Genomic DNA, 14,631 nt, shown 5'->3' with positions numbered 1-14,631 from the left:
GTTGTGTTACCTATACCGGCTTTATCCCCGCTCGGTTTTCTGCCGTTTTTGTTACCCACAACGTCAGGAGCGGCGCCAGGTGGCGGCGACGGCGAGGAACGCGTCGTTCGCCTCCACCTCGCCGATGCTCACGCGCAGGCCGTCGCCCGCGAACGGGCGCACGAGCACGCCCGCGGCGGTCGCCTCCGCGGCGCGGGCCAGGGTGTCGTCCCCGAGCGGGAACCAGACGAAGTTGGCCTGCGTCTCGGGCAGGTCCCAGCCCTGCTCGCGCAGCGCGGCGGTGACGCGGTCCCGCTCGGCGACCAGTGCGTCGACCCGTCGGCGGAGCTCGTCCTGCGCCACGTCCTCGAGGGACGCGAGCGCCGCACGCTGGGCCACGTGGTTGACGCCGAACGGGGTGGACACGGACCGGATCCCCGAAGCGAGGCGCGGCTCGGCGACGGCGTACCCGACGCGGAGGCCGGCCAGCCCGTACGCCTTCGACAGGGTGCGCAGCAGGACGACGTTCGGGTGCCGGCGCAGCAGGTCGACGCCGTCGGGTGCCTGAGGGTCGCGCACGAACTCCAGGTACGCCTCGTCGACGACCACCAGCACGTCACGCGGGACGGCGGCGAGCAGAGTCTCGAGCTCGTCGGCGTGCACCGCGGGGCCGGTGGGGTTGTTAGGGGTGCAGACCATCACGACGCGCGTGCGGGGCGTGACGGCGGCCGCCATCGCGGGGAGGTCGAGCCGGCCGTCGGCGGACACCGGCACGGTGACCGCGGTGCCGCCCGCGACCGCGACGACGATCGGGTACGCCTCGAACGAGCGCCACGGGAAGACGACCTCGTCGCCGTGCTCCACGACGGCCTGCAGCACGTGCGCGAGGACGGCGACCGAGCCGTTGCCCACCACGACCTGGTCGGCCGCGACGCCGGCGTGGGCCGCGAGCGCCTCGACCAGCTCGGTCGCGTACATGTCGGGGTACCGGTTGGTCTCCTCCGCGGCTCGGGTGATCGCCTCGAGGACGGAGGGCAGCGGCGGGTAGGGGTTCTCGTTCGACGAGAGCTTCCACAGCTTCGCGCCCTCTGCCGGCCGGGCGCCCGGCACGTACGGGGGCAGCGCGGCGACGGCGGCACGCAGGGGGACGGTCGACGAGTCAGCGGGGGTGGTCACAGCCGTCAAGGATGCCACCCGCACGAGCACCGTGGACCGCCGCCTGCCCCGGGCGCGCACGTCGTGTGTCCGTTTCTTTCCCACCCTGCGGGTGCCTGACGTGCCACGATGGCCGCATGAACTTCATCGTCCGCACCCTTGTCACAGCCGTGGCGCTGTGGCTGAGCGACCTGATCTTCACCAACCTCGAGATCAAGCCCGAGTACGACGGCGACAACCTGCTGACCTACCTCCTGGCGATCCTCGGCGTGGCGCTGGTGTTCACCATCATCAGCAGCTTCGTGAAGCCGATCGTCAGCATCATCTCGATCCCTCTCCTCATCCTGACGTTGGGCCTCTTCTACCTGGTCATCAACGCGTTCGTGCTCTGGCTGACCACGTGGATCACCGACCAGGGCTGGTTCGGCGACTGGGGCGTCGACGTGAGCGGCGGCTTCTGGTGGTTCATCTGGATCGCCCTCATCCTCGCCGTGCTGCAGGCCGTCATCGGGGCCTTCGCACCGAAGCGCGGCTGAGCGAGAGCGCCCGCGCCGCTCGCGTGGAGCTCAGTGCAGCGTCGCCCCCGCCGGGACTCCCGGCGGGGGCGACGTCGTCGTCGGAGGCACCGTCACGGTCCGCGTCGACCCCGCCGTGCCGGGCGCAGTGCCGGGGACCGGGCCGGGCGCCAGCACCGTCGCGGTGCTCGCCTCGACGCGGCGCACCGCGACCAGCCGGGTCTGCGCTCGCGTGCCGCCGAGCAGCCGCTCCAGCCTCTGCGTCACGCCGGCCGCCGGAAAGTTCCCGGAGTCCCGCACCGCCGCGAACGTCCGCAGGTGCGTGGGCAGCCCGTGCGCGAGGACGATCGCGCCGGCCGCGGTGCGGTCCGCCGGGTCCGTCGAGTCCAGCAGCCGCCGTCCCACGGTGACCCGGTCGGTGGTCTGCGGGTTCTCGGCGGCGGAGCCGCCGTCCAGCGCCGACACCAGCTCCTCGTCGTTCTCCAGGTGCAGCACCGGCACGCCGGTCGGCGTGGCGAAGGACCCCGTCGGGGAGCCCGCCGTGACGACGCCACCCACCGGGTGCCTGGACCGGAACGCGGGCGAGGCCGCGAGCGCCGTCGCCGCGATCCCGCCCAGGCTGTGCCCGACCAGCACCACGGGCTCGTCGTCCGTGGCGCCGGCCTGGTCGAGGGCCTGCTCGACCGCGACGGACACGTCGGCGGCGTCGTGCGCCATGAGCTGTAGGTCGGTCGCCGCGTCGAACGGGTGCGTGACCGAGAGCCCCGCCTGCGTGCCAGGGATCAGCACGGTCCACGACGTCGACCCGTCGGCGTGCTCCACCTGCTCCACCGCCAGCGTCCCCGCGGGGACACCTGCGGCGGGCCGTCCGACGATCCCGCTGCCCTGGGCATAGAGGTCACCGACCCGGGCGAGCGCCTCCTCGACGGTGCCGGACGGCTGGTCGGTCCATCCCGGCGGGGGGCCGGCGAGGTCGGCGTCGGCGAGGGCCAGCACCCGGACCTCGGAAGCCGGCAGCAGCGCGGCCACGACGTCCGAGAGGGCGCCGGCGCCGCGGGTCACGCCGTTCGTCATCGCCGCAGGGCCTTCCCGCACCCCGCGCTCGAGGTCGCGCCAGGTCCACGGCGTCGTGAGCGCGAGCCCGGCACCGAGGCCGGCGACGGTCTCGTCGGCGGACGGCGCGAGCACGCGCCACAGGTTCGCGGCGGGCCCGTCGTACCCGGTCGTCGGTGTGACCAGCGTGGGTGCCGGGGCGGGCACGGCCTGCAGCTCGACCTCCCGCCTCGGGTCGGACGGCGCGCTGGGTCCCCACAGCCGCCGGCCGACGGCCGTCCCCTGTGCCGCGGCCTGCAGCGGCAGGAGCTTGACGCCCAGCCACGCCCCGGCGGCACCGGCCGCCACGGTCACGACCGTCCCGACGGCCCGGTCGGCCAGGCTCTCCGCCGCGCGATACAGCCCGGCGGCGAACCGCAGCCGGCGCGCGCACCGCTCGGCGCCGGTGGCGCGGCCGTGCAGGCGCACGGTGGCGTCGTCCAGCCTGGCGGCGGCCGCCGTGGTCCGCGCGACCTCGTGCGCGGTGGGCGGTGGCGGGAAGGGGCCCGCCGCCGGGTCCGGTACCCAGGCCGGCCGTTGCAGCGCGGCCCGGGCGGCGGAGCACCGCCCGGACGCTCGCCGCAGCCCGTCGGCTGCGGCGTCGAGCAGGGCGGCAGCACCCTGCACGGCGTCCGCGTCGACCCGCGCCAGCCCGCGCCCGCCCGTCACGACGAGGGTCTCGGCCGGCGGCAGCCCACGACTCATCGGGCGAGCACCGCCTCCACCTCGTCCAGGACCTGCCGGTCGTGGTCGAGGCCCGCCAGCAGCGCCTCGACATCCTGCCGGAACCGGTCCGCCGCCCCCGACTCCCACGGCACCGCGAGGCTGCGACGCGCGCCGACGGCGGCGTCGTCGAGGTCGTGACGGGCTGCGAGCAGCAGGGACCGGGCCTCGGCCAGCGGCGCGGTCGCGAGGCCGGAGGTCGGGGCGAACGGAACGGGCGGGGAGGGCGGTGCGGGCGTGGTCATGTCCGGGACGCTAGGGCGCCGGCCCCGGCCGTGGGGCCGCCACGGGCCGCTCCTGTGGACCGCCGGCTCCTGGGGACAGGCTCGGGGCGGCCCGCCGCCGCGACGGCGTCCGCTACCGCGGCAGGACGCGGTCGAGCCGCGCGGGGTCGGACAAGATGTCGATGCCGACCACCCGCTCGGCGCGGACCGTGAAGGCGAGGACGGAGTACACCGTCCCGTCCTCCACCACCGTGACGAGGCCCGGAGACCCGCCGACCAGCGCGAGGCGCGAGTACTGCGCCGTACCGAAGTGCAGGCGCGCCTGCTCCGCCACCGCGGCCGCGCCGCGCAGCACCCGCGACAGCTCCCCCGGCCCGTAGTCGAGGCGCACGGTGACCTCGGGGTCCAGCAGCGTCACGAGCCCGTCGAAGTCCCCCGCCTGCGACGCGGCGAGGTACGCCGCCACCACCTCACGGCGCCGCGCGACGTCGTCCTGCGCGGGAAGGGCACCACGCACCTTGCGCCGCGCCCGGCTGGCGAGCTGGCGGGTCGCGGCGAGCGACCGGTCCACCAGCGGCGCGATCTCCTCGAAGGGGACGGAGAACTGGTCGTGCAGCACGAACGCGACCCGCTCGGCGGGGGCCAGGGTGTCCAGCACGACCATCATCGCGGCACCGACCTCGTCCGCCTCCACGGCCCGCCGGTCCGGGGCCTCCAGCTCGTCCACGGGTGCGACCAGCAGGTCCGGCAGGTGCCCGTCCCAGTCGGCCTCCCGGCGCGTGCCGCGCGAGCGCAGCAGGTTCAGCGCCACCCGGCCGACGATCGTCGTCAGCCAGCCTCCGAGGTTCTCCACCCCGGCTGTGCCGGCCGCGTGCGCCCGCAGCCAGGCGTCCTGGACGGCGTCCTCCGCGTCGGCCGTCGAGCCCAGGACGCGGTACGCGACCGCGCGCAGGTGGGGGCGGAACGCCTCGAACTGGTCCGCGCCGAGCTGGTCCGTGCTCATCGGTCACACTCCTTCGCCGCGTCGTGTCAGAGAGATGACAGCATCCGCTGCCGGTGCCTGACGAGCCGTGCCCACCCCACCACGGGCCGGTGACACCGGCTCATCCCCGAGGAGCCCTCATGACCCCCCTGACCTCCACCGACACCTGGGCCCGTGACCTGTCCGCCGTCCTGACCGGTCGCCTCCTGGTGGCCGGCGACGACGGGTTCGAGCAGGCGTCCACGCCGTGGAACCTCGCGGTGCGGCAGCCCGTCGCCGCCGTCGTCGAGGTCGCCGACGCCGACGACGTCGCCGCCACGGTGCGACACGCCGCGGCCGCGGGGCTCGCCGTCGCCGCGCAGTCCACCGGCCACGGGGCGTCCGGCGACGTGGCGGGCACGGTCCTGCTGCGCACCGGCCGGATGGACGGCGTGCGCGTCGACCCTCTGCGCCGCACGGCGCAGGTGGGCGCGGGCGCGTCCTGGGGCGCCGTGCAGGCGGCGGCCGCCCCGCACGGCCTCACGACCCTCCTCGGCAGCGCCCCGGGCGTCGGCGCCGTCGGGTACACGCTCGGGGGCGGGCTGGGGTGGTTCAGCCGCCTGCACGGCCTGGCGGCGGACCACGTGCGCTCGTTCGACGTCGTCGACCCGGCCGGCGAGCGGGTGACGGTCACGGCCGCGACCGACCCCGACCTGTTCTGGGCGTTGCGGGGCGGTGGCGGCGACCTCGCCGTCGTGTGCTCGATGGAGATCGACCTCGAGCCGGTCCCCGCGTTCGCCGGCGGCCGCCTGGCGTGGCCCGCCGAGCGCGCCGCCGAGCTGCTCGCCGTCTTCCGGGAGGTCACCGCGGCGGCGCCACCGGAGCTCAGCGTGTGGCTGTCCCGGATCGAGGCGCCCGGCGCACCGGCCGTCGTCGTCGTGCACGCCGCCCACGTGGGCGACGCCGCCGAGGCGCGCGACCTGCTGCGGCCGTTCGCGGCCGTGCCCGGCCTGCTGGGGCCGGGCGTCGACGCCGCGATCGGCGCGGTCGACCTGGCCGCCGTCGGCGACATCACCGCCGACCCCACGGCCCCGGCCGCCGGACGCTCGCGCGCCGAGCTGCTGCGCGGGATCGACGACCAGGCCGTCGAACGTCTCTTCACCTCGCCCGTCGCGCCGCTGCTGATGCTGCAGCTGCGGCACCTGGGCGGCGCGCTCGCCGGGCCGACGGCCGACGCGGGCGCGCTGGGCGCGATCGCCGAGCCCTACCTGCTGTACGCGTTCGGGCTGGCGTTCGAACCGGCCCTCGCGGCCGCCGTCGGGCAGCGGCTCGAGCGCCTGCCGGCCGAGCTCGCCGGCACCGCCACCCTGCGCAAGCCCGCCACGTTCCTCGCCCCGGGCGAGAGCGCGGCGGCCGCGTACGGCGACGCCGCCCTCGCACGGCTGCGGGACCTCAAGCGGACCCGCGACCCGCGCGCCACGATCCGGGGCGCGTACCGGCTGCTCGGCTGAGCCCGCGGACGTCACGGCGGCCCGTGGGAGAATGGCCGCCGTGACCTCCCCCGCGCCGCAGACCTCACCGTCCGACGTCCAGAACCGCGTGAACCTCGCGGACGTCACCCCGCCGATCGCCCTCGGGCCCTTGGACGGCCGCTACCGTGGCGCCGTCGCGCCGCTGGTGGACCACCTCAGCGAGGCCGCGCTCAACCGGGCGCGCATCCACGTCGAGGTGGAGTGGCTGGTCACGCTGTGCAACGGCACGGCCGAGGCGCCCGGCGCCGTCGTGCCCGGGGCCCCGACGCTCACGGACGCCGAGATCGCCTACCTGCGCAGCGTCCCGGCGACGTTCGGCGCGGACGAGATCGCCGAGCTCGCCGCCATCGAGCGCGAGACCGTGCACGACGTCAAGGCCGTCGAGTACTTCATCAAGCGCCGCATCGCGGCCGCGCCCGACGTCCTGGGCGAGACCAGCCTGCCGGCCGCGAGCGAGCTCGTGCACTTCGCGTGCACCAGCGAGGACATCAACAACCTCTCCTACGCGCTCATGGTGCAGGGCGGGGTGCGCGACGTCTGGCTGCCCGCCGCCACGGCGCTCACCGACCAGCTCGCCGACATGGCCCGCGAGCACGCCGACGTCCCCATGCTCAGCCGCACGCACGGGCAGCCGGCCACGCCGACGACGATGGGCAAGGAGCTCGCCGTCCTCACCCACCGCCTGCGTCGCCAGCTGCGCCGCATCGACGGTGCCGAGTACCTGGGCAAGCTCAACGGCGCCACCGGCACCTACGGCGCGCACACCGTCGCCGTCCCGGGCGCGGACTGGCCCGCCGTGTCGAAGGGGTTCGTCGAGCACCTCGGCCTCACGTGGAACCCGCTGACCACGCAGATCGAGTCGCACGACTGGCAGGCCGAGATCTACGCCGACGTCGCCCGGTTCAACCGGATCCTGCACAACCTGGCCACCGACGTGTGGACGTACATCTCGCTCGGCTTCTTCACGCAGATCCCCGTCGCCGGTGCCACCGGGTCGTCGACCATGCCGCACAAGGTCAACCCGATCCGCTTCGAGAACGCCGAGGCGAACCTCGAGATCTCCTGCTCGCTGCTCGACACCCTGTCCGCGACGCTCGTCACGAGCCGCCTGCAGCGCGACCTCACCGACTCCACCACCCAGCGCAACATCGGCCCCGCGTTCGGCCACTCGCTGCTCGCGATCGACAACGTCCGCCGGGGGCTCAAGGCGCTGAACGTCAACGCCGCGCTCATGGCCGACGACCTCGACGCGAACTGGGAGGTGCTCGGCGAGCCCGTCCAGTCCGCGATGCGCGCCGCGTCCGTCGCCGGCGTCGAGGGCATGGAGAACCCGTACGAGCGTCTGAAGGAGCTCACCCGCGGGCAGCGCGTCGACGCCGCGCGCATGCGCGAGTTCGTCGCCGGTCTCGGTCTGCCCGACGACGTCGCCGCGCGCCTCGCGGACCTCACGCCCGCGTCGTACACCGGCATCGCCGCGCAGCTGGTCGAGGACTACCTGGCCTGACCCGCGCCCCGCCCCGGGCCGAACAGGTGGTTGCGCACCCTCTGGGCGCGGAGAACGTGGACAACCACCTGTTCGGCGTCGGACGGGGGCAGGTGGGTGGGTGAGTGCCCTGGTCAACGGCGCCGGGTTGCCGCTACTGTTCGCAGCCGTGCGGCCATGGCGGCCGCCTGCGACGGAGAGGCACCATCCGCATGCACGCTCGCTCGTTCGTCACCGCCGGGGTGCTCCTCGGCCTCGTCGTCACGGGCCTCGTCCCGGCGGCGCAGGCCGCCCCGCACCCGGTCGCCGACAAGGTCACCGCAGTCCCGGCCGGCGACCCGCCCGCGGCGCACCCCGTGCCGGCGCGGGTGCGTCGCGCGGCGCTGCGCCAGGACGCGCGGCGGTCCGACCTGCGTACGGCGACCGCCGACGTGACGGGCTACGCGACCGTCGGGATCACCTGGGAGAGCACGCCGGACGCCAAGGACCTCACGGTGTCGGTGCGCACCAGCGAGGACGGGCGCACCTGGTCGCCGTGGGAGGCCGTCGAGACCGAGGCCGGCCCGGACGGCCGGGTGTCCGGGACCGAGCCGCTGGTGGTGGGCGACGTGGCCAGGGTCGCGGCCCGCGTCACCGGCCCGGGCGTGGCGGCGACGAGCGGGCTGACGCTCGCCGTGGTCGACCCGGGCGACTCCGCCGCGGACGACGACGTGCCGATGCCGGCGCTCGCGACGTCGCCCTACGGGGCAGCCGTCGGGACGGCGCTCACCCCGCCGACCGCGCCCGTCGTCAACAGCCGCGCGGCGTGGGGCGCCGACGAGTCGATCATGACGTGGACGCCGCAGCAGGGCCAGGTCCGCGCCGCCACGATCCACCACACCGCCCACTCCAGCACCGCGAACTCCTACACGGCCGCCGACGTCCCCGCCATCCTGCGAGGGATCTACGCCTACCACGCGAAGACGCTCGGCTGGGGCGACATCGGCTACAACTTCCTGGTCGACAAGTTCGGGCGGGTGTGGGAAGGCCGCGCGGGAGGCATCACCGCCCAGACCATCGGCGCGCACGCCAAGGGGTACAACACCAACGCGACCGGCATCTCGGTGCTCGGCAACTTCGACGAGGCCACCGTGCCGGACGCCGCGGTCGACGCGGTCGTCAACCTCGCGGCCTGGAAGCTCGCGCTGCACGGGGTGAAGGCGGACGGCTCGACCACCATCGGCGACTCCACCCTGCCGACGATCTTCGGGCACCGCGACGTCGCGGCCACCGCCTGCCCGGGCGCGTCCCTCTACCAGCGCCTGCCCGAGATCCGGCGTCGCGCCGCGGCGGCACAGGTGGCGGCCGCGCAGGACCCGACGGTACTCAAGGTGCCCCACGGCACCTTCGTGCGGCTGGCGGACGGCACCGTCGGCATGGTCGAGAACGGGCGACGGCACCTCGCCTCCTGCTGGGTCGTCCAGCAGTACGGCGCCACCTGCGCGGGCGCGCTCCCGGTCACCAGCGCGCAGTGGGGTGCGCTCACCGCGGGCGGGCGCCTCTACCGCACGCTGCACGCCACGGACGGCCGCATCTTCTTCATGCAGGACGGCGTCCGCCGCGAGGTCTACGACGCCGCCTCGCTCACGGCGGCAGGCCAGTCGACGACGGCGGTCCGGGCGTCCGCGAACGCGATCTCGCGCCTGCCGTACGGCAAGCCGGTGGTGCGCGGAGGCGTCGTGGTCGTCAGCCGGAGCACCGGGAGCCGGTGGCTGGTCGTGAACGGCCGGCGTTCCCCGCTGCCCTCCGTGTTCAACGCGTACACGCCCCTCGGTGCGCTCACGCACCGGAAGCTGGACTCGGCGAGCGTGAGCCGCATGACCACCACGAGCACGACGAACGGCGTCGTCCGGCTCAAGGACACGACGCGCAAGTACCTGCTGACGACGCGCGGGCTGGTGCGGATCGACGGGACCGGCTCGCTGCGCAGCGGCACCGACGTCCGTGTCTGGGACCGGACGCTGAAGCGTGCGGTGCCCACCGTCTCGGACCGCGCAGCGAGCAAGGTCGCGCTCCGCGTGCGGGACCGCACCCAGCTGTACGTTCTGCGCAAGGGCGTCCTGCACCCGGTCGCGAGCAAGGCGCGGCTCACCAAGGTCTTCGGTGGGACGACGCCCCCGATCCGCGTCGTCCTGCGCGCCACCCGGCTCGAGTTCCCGGTGGGCTCGGCCTGGTGACCGGTGACCGGTGACCGGTGACCGGTGACCGGTGACCGGTGACCGGTGACCTGACCCTGGCCCGACGTGGTCCGGATCAGGTCGCCATCGCCTGCTGACCGAGGACGGCGAGCAGCGCGAGCTTCTCCTCCGCCTCGGAGCGCGGCGGCGCGGTGAGCACCAGCAGAGCCTGGGTCTGGTCCTCGGTGAACAGCACCTGGCAGTCCAGCTCGATCGGGCCGACCTGCGGGTGCAGCAGGGTCTTGTGGTCGGCGAAGCGCTGGTGCACCTCGTGGCGCTCCCACAGCGCGGCGAACTCGTCGCTGCGCGCCTGGAGCGCCCGCACCAGCTCGCCCGCCCGCGAGCGCGGTCCGAGCATCCCGTGCGCCACGCGCAGCGTGGACACGAGGGAGCGGCCCTGCCGGTCGCGGTCGTCGGCCGGGTACGGCTCGCGCTCGGCGGGGTCGGTGAACCAGCGGTAGACGTCGCTGCGCGCCCACCCCGTCAGCGCGGAACGGTCACCCAGCAGGGCGACGGCGAGGTCGTTCGCCACGAGCGTCTCCCCCAGCGCGGAGAGCACGAGGGCGGGCGTGTCCGTCAGCCGGTCGAGGACCCGCAGGAGCGGCGGGGCGACGTGCGAGGACAGCGTGACCCGGTCGGGGGTCCCGCGCCCGGCCACGCGGAACAGGTAGTCCCGCTCGTCGTCCGTCAGCCGCAGCGCCCGCGCGAGCGACGCCAGCATCTGCTCGCTGGGCTGCGGGCCGCGCTGCTGCTCGAGCCGCGTGTAGTAGTCGGCGGACATGGCCGCGAGCGCCGCGACCTCCTCGCGTCGCAGCCCCGACGTCCGACGGCGCGCCCCGGCGGGGAGGCCGACGTCGGCGGGCTGCACCGTCTCGCGACGACGGCGCAGGAACTCGGAGAGGGCGGCACGGTCCATGCCCCCATCGTCCGTCTCCGGCGCGGGCCGGGCCAGCGCCGGCGGGGCCTCAGCCAGGGACTGCCAGTCCCCCGATGACCGGTCCTCTCCCGCCCGCGTCCGGGGTGCCCCACGGTGGACGCATGGACATCACCCGCAGCACCGTCTTCATCCCCGGCGCGACCAGCGGCATCGGTCTCGCCCTCGCCCTGCGGCTGCAGGCTCGCGGCAGCACCGTCGTCGTGGGCGGCCGTCGCACGGCCCTGCTCGACGAGATCGTCGCCGCCCATCCCGGTATCGACGCCGTGCGCATCGACACGGCGGACCCGGACAGCATCGACGCCGCGCGGCGCGAGGTGCTGGAGCGGCACCCGGACCTCGACGTCGTCGTCGCGATGGCGGGGATCATGCAGGCCGAGGACTGGACGTCGCCGGACTTCCTGGCCACGGCCGAGCGGACCGTCGTCACGAACCTGCTGGGCCCGATCCGGCTCGCGGCGGCGTTCCTGCCGCACCTGCGCACGCGCCCTGGCGCCGCGCTCGTCACCGTGTCGTCGGGGCTGGCGCACGTGCCGCTCGCAGCGACCCCCACGTACAACGCGACGAAGGCCGCGATCCACCGTCTCAGCGAGGGCATCCGGCTGCAGCTGGAGCCCGCGGGCGTGCAGGTCGTGGAGATCGTGCCGCCCGCCGTCCGGACCTCGCTCATGCCGGGGCAGGAGGACAGCCCGATCGCGATGCCGCTCGACGCGTTCGCGGACGAGGTGGTCGCGCTGCTGGCCGCGCACCCGGACGCGCACGAGGTCCTCGTCGAGGGCGTGAAGTTCCTGCGGTTCGCGGAGACGTCGGGCGCGTACGACGCGACGGTCGCGCGGCTCAACGCCACCGACCCCCACGCCACCGACCCCCACGCCACCGACCGCCACGCCGCCGCCCGGGCCTGACGACCCGGTGGGCGGCGGCGGACGCGGTGGTGGTGGCGGTGGTGGTCAGGGCCTCGTCGTGTCGATGTACCGGGTCGCGACGAACCCCTGCCGGCCGTTGACGTAGACCTTGACCCAGCCGTCGGACGCCTGCCAGATCTTCTTGACCGCCTTGCCCTTGCCCAGGGTGTCGAGGATCGCGCTGCTCGTGCTCGGCTTCGCGCGCAGGCGCAGGCTGTTCACCTGCACGTAGCGGGTGCCGAGCGACGTGAGCGTGGGCGAGACGTAGTCGGCGTGCATCCAGCCGGTGGTGCCGTCGCGCGTGACCTTGCGCCAGAACCCGGAGCTCGCACCGGGCTTGGCGGTCATCTTGCGGTTGACCCGGACCTCCCGGACCACCCGGTAGTTCGTGCCCGGGCCGCTGCGCAGGTTGACGCGGGCGGTCGTGTAGTAGGTGCAGGACGTCGGCACGACGCGCCGGTACGCCCACGACGCGCCGGTGCTGAGCGACGCCCCGTGGTTCTTCATCCAGTACAGCGGGTCGACGGTCCGTCCGGAGCCCTTGTACTCGCCCTTCCAGATCTCGAAGTGCAGGTGCGGCGCCGTGGACGTGCCGGCGCTGCCGACGTCGGCGATGTGCTGCCCGCGCTTCACGGTCTTGCCGGTCTTGACGTACCGGTCGCCGTCGATGACGTGGCCGTAGACGGCGTACACCCGGGTGCCGTCCTTGCGGAACCGCAGCACGACCACCTGGCCGAACCCGGGCGCCGACCCGGCCTTCACGACCGTCGCGTTGGCGATGGCCTTGATGTCCACGCCCTTCGACGCGCTCATGTCCTGGCCCAGGTGGTACGCGGACGCCGACTTGATCGGCATGCAGCGCGGCCCGTAGTACGACGACAGTCCGTACGTCTTGTCGGGCAGCGGCCTGCTGACGGCGGACGCCGCGCCCGCGCCGGCTATCCCGCTCGTGAGCGCCATGACGGTCGCGATACCCATCGTGACCCCGGTCGTGATGATGCGTCGGACAGTGCGCATGTCGGCCCCCCTCAAAGCCCCGGGCAACGTTGCCCAGGAGGCACGGTAAGCACGCCTGGCGGGGTGGCGCGCGCGGGGGAACATCCGCGACACTTGTCTTCACCGGTAACTCTGCGCATGAAAGTCTCTTACCCCCGCTCGAACCCCGGAGGATCTGCAATGACGCACCCGTCCGCCCCACGCGCCGCCGCCCTCGACCGGCGCGGCTTCCTCACCCTCGCCGCCGCGGGGATCGCCGGCTCGACGCTGTCGGTCACCGTCGGCTCGATGACGCCCGCCGGCGCCGCGGAGGCCACCGCCGGCGCCGCGACCACCGGCACCTCGCGCAAGCGCGAGCTGCGGGCGATGTGGATCTCGTCCGTCGTGAACATCGACTGGCCGTCGCGCACCGGCCTCAGCGCCGACCAGCTCAAGGCCGAGTACCGGCACTGGCTCGACGTGGCGGTCGGCATGAACCTCAACGCCGTCTTCGTCCAGGTGCGCCCGACGTCCGACGCCTTCTGGCCCAGCCCGTACGAACCCTGGTCGCAGTACCTGACGGGCACCCAGGGCGGCGACCCGGGCTTCGACCCGCTGGGTTTCGCCGTCGAGGAGACGCACGCCCGCAACCTCGAGCTGCACGCCTGGTACAACCCGTACCGCGTGTCCATGCAGACCGACCCGGCGAAGCTCGTGCCCGAGCACCCCGCGCGGCAGCACCCCGACTGGGTGTGGCCCTACGGCGGCAAGCTCTACTTCGACCCGGGCCTTCCCGAGGCGCGGGAGCACATCTACGCCGCGATCCTGCACAGCGTCGAGCACTACGACATCGACGGCGTGCACTTCGACGACTACTTCTACCCGTACCCCGTGGCCGGCCAGGTCCTGCCCGACGCCGGCACGTACGCGGCGCACGGCGACGGCTTCGCGACGATCGAGGCGTGGCGCCGCCACAACGTCGACACCTTCGTCCAGACGATCTCGGGGCGGATCAAGGAGCTGAAGCCCTGGGTCAAGTTCGGGATCAGCCCGTTCGGCATCTGGCGCAACCGGTCGTCGGACCCCGCGGGCTCGGACACGGCGGGGTCCCAGAGCTACGACGGCCAGTTCGCCGACACCCGCAGGTGGGTGCTCGAGGGGTGGCTCGACTACATCAACCCGCAGATCTACTGGCAGTTCGGGCTCGCCGTCGCCGACTACCGCAAGCTGGTCCCGTGGTGGGCGGACGTCGCCGCCCGGTCCGGCACGCACCTGTACGTCGGCGAGGCGCTGTACAAGGTGACGTCCGGGGTGTTCACCGACCCGGCAGAGCTGTCGAACCACCTCACGTACTGCGCCGAGGTCAGCGACCAGGGCACGCCCGTGCACGGCAACGTGTACTTCTCGGCGGTGCACGTGCCGCAGGACCCGAAGGGGTCGATGTCCCGCGTCCGCGCCGACCACTACAGCCACCCCGCGCTGATCCCCGCGATGGCGCACCTGCCGGCCACGGCGGTCCGCGTGCCCGTGCTCGCCGAGGCGGTGGCCGGGCCCGGTGGCGTGGCCCTCAAGTGGCTCGACACCGGCCCGCGACGCACGGCCGCCACGTCGTTCGCCGTCTACCGCGCGGCAGGGCGGGACGCCGTCGTCGACGTCGAGGACGCGCGGAACCTGCTGGCGACCGTACGCTCGACGGGCGACGTCGAGCAGTTCTACACCGACAGCACGGCCGCGGAGGGCGACAGCTGGACCTACGTCGTCACCGCGCTCGACCGGGTGTGGAACGAGTCGCGGCCGAGCCGCCCGCGCTCGGTCTGAGGACAGCCACCCGCAGGAGGCGACGATGCCCCGGAACCGCACCTCGCTCAGCGCCGCCGTGCTCCTGGTGGCCGGCGCCTTCGTCGCAGCCCTGCTCCCGCCCGGCGCCGTACCGGCGC

At 74.3% G+C, this 14,631-nt stretch carries 12 protein-coding genes; 6 read left to right on the top strand and 6 right to left on the bottom strand.

The annotated features are described in order from the left end of the window. Positions 1-63 precede the first annotated feature (63 nt). Complete coding sequence (hisC, locus tag ACWGKI_RS18710; RefSeq protein ID WP_380245633.1) at positions 64-1,155, bottom strand: histidinol-phosphate transaminase; 1,092 nt, start codon at positions 1,153-1,155, stop codon at positions 64-66. Positions 1,156-1,271: 116 nt separating this feature from the next. Here hisC and ACWGKI_RS18705 point away from each other — a divergent pair, with 116 nt between their 5' ends. Then, the gene (locus tag ACWGKI_RS18705; RefSeq protein WP_380245635.1) at positions 1,272-1,670 is read left to right on the top strand and encodes a phage holin family protein; all 399 of its coding nucleotides are present in this window, start codon (positions 1,272-1,274) and stop codon (positions 1,668-1,670) included. Positions 1,671-1,700: 30 nt separating this feature from the next. Here the strand turns inward: ACWGKI_RS18705 and ACWGKI_RS18700 are convergent, their stop codons facing one another. The 3 genes from ACWGKI_RS18700 to ACWGKI_RS18690 all read right to left on the bottom strand — a co-directional run bounded on the left by ACWGKI_RS18700 (position 1,701) and on the right by ACWGKI_RS18690 (position 4,691). After that, on the bottom strand, positions 1,701-3,446 hold the full coding sequence (locus ACWGKI_RS18700; RefSeq protein ID WP_452189018.1) for a hypothetical protein: 1,746 nt from the start codon (positions 3,444-3,446) through the stop codon (positions 1,701-1,703). Continuing rightward, on the bottom strand, positions 3,443-3,709 hold the full coding sequence (locus tag ACWGKI_RS18695) for a hypothetical protein (RefSeq protein WP_452189016.1): 267 nt from the start codon (positions 3,707-3,709) through the stop codon (positions 3,443-3,445). The genes ACWGKI_RS18700 and ACWGKI_RS18695 overlap by 4 nt, the downstream gene beginning before the upstream one ends. A gap of 112 nt (positions 3,710-3,821) precedes the next feature. Further along, positions 3,822-4,691 (bottom strand): sigma-70 family RNA polymerase sigma factor, encoded by an 870-nt coding sequence (locus ACWGKI_RS18690; RefSeq protein WP_452189014.1) that lies wholly within the window; start codon positions 4,689-4,691, stop codon positions 3,822-3,824. A 119-nt stretch (positions 4,692-4,810) separates the two neighbouring features. Between ACWGKI_RS18690 and ACWGKI_RS18685 the strand changes: the two genes are divergently transcribed. The 3 genes from ACWGKI_RS18685 to ACWGKI_RS18675 all read left to right on the top strand — a co-directional run bounded on the left by ACWGKI_RS18685 (position 4,811) and on the right by ACWGKI_RS18675 (position 9,880). Beyond that, complete coding sequence (locus tag ACWGKI_RS18685; RefSeq protein ID WP_452189012.1) at positions 4,811-6,160, top strand: FAD-binding oxidoreductase; 1,350 nt, start codon at positions 4,811-4,813, stop codon at positions 6,158-6,160. 31 nt (positions 6,161-6,191) lie between these two features. Then, complete coding sequence (purB, locus tag ACWGKI_RS18680) at positions 6,192-7,685, top strand: adenylosuccinate lyase (protein ID WP_452189010.1); 1,494 nt, start codon at positions 6,192-6,194, stop codon at positions 7,683-7,685. Positions 7,686-7,876: 191 nt separating this feature from the next. Beyond that, positions 7,877-9,880 carry an N-acetylmuramoyl-L-alanine amidase gene (locus ACWGKI_RS18675; protein WP_452189009.1) on the top strand — a complete coding sequence of 668 codons (2,004 nt, stop codon included), beginning with the start codon at positions 7,877-7,879 and terminating at the stop codon, positions 9,878-9,880. A gap of 76 nt (positions 9,881-9,956) precedes the next feature. Here the strand turns inward: ACWGKI_RS18675 and ACWGKI_RS18670 are convergent, their stop codons facing one another. Continuing rightward, positions 9,957-10,796, bottom strand: a complete 840-nt coding sequence (locus ACWGKI_RS18670) for a helix-turn-helix transcriptional regulator (protein WP_452189007.1) — start codon at positions 10,794-10,796, stop codon at positions 9,957-9,959. Between the two features lie 122 nt (positions 10,797-10,918). On the opposite strand from ACWGKI_RS18670, the gene ACWGKI_RS18665 reads away from it, so the two are divergent. After that, a complete protein-coding gene (locus ACWGKI_RS18665; RefSeq protein WP_452189005.1) occupies positions 10,919-11,719 on the top strand; it encodes an SDR family oxidoreductase in 801 nt (266 codons plus the stop codon). A gap of 45 nt (positions 11,720-11,764) precedes the next feature. On the opposite strand, the gene ACWGKI_RS18660 is transcribed toward ACWGKI_RS18665, so the two are convergent. Continuing rightward, positions 11,765-12,736: an SH3 domain-containing protein gene (locus ACWGKI_RS18660; RefSeq protein WP_380244638.1), complete on the bottom strand. Its 972-nt coding sequence runs from the start codon at positions 12,734-12,736 to the stop codon at positions 11,765-11,767. 159 nt (positions 12,737-12,895) lie between these two features. On the opposite strand from ACWGKI_RS18660, the gene ACWGKI_RS18655 reads away from it, so the two are divergent. Continuing rightward, positions 12,896-14,512, top strand: coding sequence for a glycoside hydrolase family 10 protein (locus ACWGKI_RS18655; RefSeq protein WP_452189002.1), 1,617 nt, complete (start codon positions 12,896-12,898; stop codon positions 14,510-14,512). Positions 14,513-14,631 lie beyond the last annotated feature (119 nt).

The organism is Isoptericola sp. NPDC055881 (assembly GCF_053615895.1).
This window is presented reverse-complemented; position numbering and strand designations above follow the sequence as displayed.

Excerpts from the sequence above, each read along its gene's own strand:
- ACWGKI_RS18705 (WP_380245635.1), top strand. The coding sequence starts at position 1,272 with ATGAACTTCATCGTCCGCACCCTTGTCACAGCCGTGGCGCTGTGGCTG.
- ACWGKI_RS18700 (WP_452189018.1), bottom strand. The coding sequence starts at position 3,446 with ATGAGTCGTGGGCTGCCGCCGGCCGAGACCCTCGTCGTGACGGGCGGG.
- ACWGKI_RS18695 (WP_452189016.1), bottom strand. The coding sequence starts at position 3,709 with ATGACCACGCCCGCACCGCCCTCCCCGCCCGTTCCGTTCGCCCCGACC.
- ACWGKI_RS18690 (WP_452189014.1), bottom strand. The coding sequence starts at position 4,691 with ATGAGCACGGACCAGCTCGGCGCGGACCAGTTCGAGGCGTTCCGCCCC.
- ACWGKI_RS18685 (WP_452189012.1), top strand. The coding sequence starts at position 4,811 with ATGACCCCCCTGACCTCCACCGACACCTGGGCCCGTGACCTGTCCGCC.
- purB (WP_452189010.1), top strand. The coding sequence starts at position 6,192 with ATGGCCGCCGTGACCTCCCCCGCGCCGCAGACCTCACCGTCCGACGTC.
- ACWGKI_RS18675 (WP_452189009.1), top strand. The coding sequence starts at position 7,877 with ATGCACGCTCGCTCGTTCGTCACCGCCGGGGTGCTCCTCGGCCTCGTC.
- ACWGKI_RS18670 (WP_452189007.1), bottom strand. The coding sequence starts at position 10,796 with ATGGACCGTGCCGCCCTCTCCGAGTTCCTGCGCCGTCGTCGCGAGACG.
- ACWGKI_RS18665 (WP_452189005.1), top strand. The coding sequence starts at position 10,919 with ATGGACATCACCCGCAGCACCGTCTTCATCCCCGGCGCGACCAGCGGC.
- ACWGKI_RS18660 (WP_380244638.1), bottom strand. The coding sequence starts at position 12,736 with ATGCGCACTGTCCGACGCATCATCACGACCGGGGTCACGATGGGTATC.
- ACWGKI_RS18655 (WP_452189002.1), top strand. The coding sequence starts at position 12,896 with ATGACGCACCCGTCCGCCCCACGCGCCGCCGCCCTCGACCGGCGCGGC.